2 protein-coding genes and 1 pseudogene are annotated in these 2048 nt (G+C 69.5%); 1 reads left to right on the forward strand and 2 read right to left on the reverse strand.

The window, feature by feature from the left end:
- Positions 1-244: pseudogene (locus H0W38_RS21905) on the reverse strand (hypothetical protein); the annotation flags it as partial.
- Positions 245-342: 98 nt separating this feature from the next.
- Positions 343-1119 carry a hydroxyacylglutathione hydrolase gene (gene gloB / locus H0W38_RS21910; RefSeq protein ID WP_292458211.1) on the reverse strand — a complete coding sequence of 259 codons (777 nt, stop codon included), beginning with the start codon at positions 1117-1119 and terminating at the stop codon, positions 343-345.
- On the opposite strand from gloB, the gene H0W38_RS21915 reads away from it, so the two are divergent.
- The gene (locus H0W38_RS21915; protein ID WP_292458214.1) at positions 1118-1966 is read left to right on the forward strand and encodes a class I SAM-dependent methyltransferase; all 849 of its coding nucleotides are present in this window, start codon (positions 1118-1120) and stop codon (positions 1964-1966) included. The two genes, gloB and H0W38_RS21915, sit on opposite strands and share 2 nt — an antisense overlap.
- Positions 1967-2048: the final 82 nt, after the last annotated feature.

A 2048-nucleotide genomic window follows, 5' to 3' on the forward strand; every position in this document is an offset into this window, starting at 1 on the left:
TGGGCGGGCCTACCGCCTCGCCGGTTTGCTCAGGCTCGGGGCTGCCGGGCGAGGCGATGGTGGCGCCCGCTTCGCTGGCCGCTGCCGCCGGCGAAGCAATCTCGATCGGAGCGGATGCGGCGGACGTGGCCGGTGCCGCGGCGACGGGGATTTGCTCAGCCGAAGGCGCCGAGGGTTCCGGCGCGGTGGCACACGCGCCGAGCGCGAGCGCCAAGGCTGCCAGCGCGGCGGTGCGGGTGCGCAAGGCCCAGGTCGAGTGGCCGCCGGCCGGCGAAGCGCGAGGGGCGCGGCGCTGTTGCGGTTCGCAAAACGCGGGGCGCCGCTGCGCCGGAGCTTGATCGGTCATTGGTAATCGTTCTTCCACTCTCTCAGCGCGGCCAGCACGCTCACTGCATCGCATGCGCCGCTGTCGCGGGTGCGGACACTGGCCCGCACCTGCTTCGATTCGACGCGCAAGAAGGGATTGACCTGCTGCTCGACGGCGATCGTGCTCGGCAAGGTGGGCAGATCGCGTTCGCGCAGCGCCTGGCACCGGCGCGTGTAGTCGATCACCGCGGTGTTGTCCGGTTCCACCGCGTGCGCGAATTTCAGGTTCGAAAGGGTGTACTCGTGGCCGCAGCACACGCGGGTGTTGCCGGGAAGTGCGGCGAGTCGGACGAGCGAGTCGTGCATCTGTGCGGGCGTTCCTTCGAACAGGCGCCCGCAGCCGCCGGAAAACAGCGTGTCGCCGCAAAACAGCAGCGGCGCTTCACCGGCCGGCTGGCCGAAGAAGGCGATGTGGTCGCGCGTGTGGCCGGGCACGAAGATCACCGAAAAGCGGGTGCCGAACAGCTCGACGGCGTCACCGTCCTCGAGCGGTGTGTAGGGTTGCGGAATGCGCCCGCCGGCGGGACCCCAGACGACGCCTTGCGGCACCAGCCGGGAACGCAGCGCGTCCACGCCGCCGACGTGATCGGCGTGATGGTGAGTCACTACAATCGCGCCGAGCTTCAAGCCGTGCTCGTCGAGGGCGCGCACGACCGGTGCCGCTTCCCCCGGATCGACGACGATTGCCTCCGAGCCATCGTGAAGCAGCCAGATGTAGTTGTCGGTAAAAGCGGGAAGAGCAATCAGGTTCATGGCGCGAGACCCTTCGATATTGGAGTTGCCTCGGTGGCTGCAGACGCCACCGGGGCGCTATCTGCTGGAGTGGGAACGTTCGCGCATCGACGCGCATGTAGCCGACGTTTTCGGCTTTCACGCGCTGCAGCTCGGCTTGCCGGAACTCGACGTGCTGCAAGCCAACCGCATGCCGCACCGTTGGCTGGCACTGCAAGCGCATTCTGCACAAGACGCCGCGGCTGCGGGCGAACCCGGAGCAGCGCCAGGTGAGATAGTGCCGCCGCCCGTCGCACAGGCAGCCTTGTGTTGCGAGTTCGACGCACTGCCTTTCGCCGCGCACAGCCTGGACCTGGTAGTGCTGCCGCACACGCTCGAGTTTGCACGCGATCCGCACCAGACCCTTCGCGAGGTCGAGCGCGTGCTGGTGCCGGAGGGCCGCGTGGTCATCGTCGGCTTCAACCCGGCGAGCTTGTGGGGCCTGCGCCAGTGGGCCGGCCGCTGGGCCGCGCGCGCCAGCGGCGAAGGTGACGGCAGCGGCCTGTTTCTGCCGCGCGCGGGCGACTTCATCGGCCACCGGCGGCTGCGTGACTGGCTGCGCCTGCTGAGTTTCGAGGTCGAGCGCGGCGGTTTCGGCTGCTACCGCCCGGCGCTGCGCACGCAGCGCTGGCTCGAGCGCTACGACTGGATGGAAAAAGCCGGCGACCGTTGGTGGCCGGTGTTCGGCGCGGTCTATGTGCTCAGCGCGGTGAAACGCGTGCGCGGCATGCGCGTCATCGGCCCGGCCCGCAAGCCCGTGCGCAAGCCGCGCACGGCGCCGGCCGTTGTCAGCCACACGCACCACAACGAGGAAGAACCCCGCCGATGAACCTGCCCGATCCCGGCATCGCCCGGCCTGCAGTCACGATCTACACCGACGGCGCCTGCAAGGGCAACCCCGGCCCCGGCGG

Origin of the sequence: Methylibium sp., assembly GCF_013817365.1 — a bacterium.
Taxonomy (GTDB): Bacteria; Pseudomonadota; Gammaproteobacteria; order Burkholderiales; family Burkholderiaceae_C; genus Methylibium.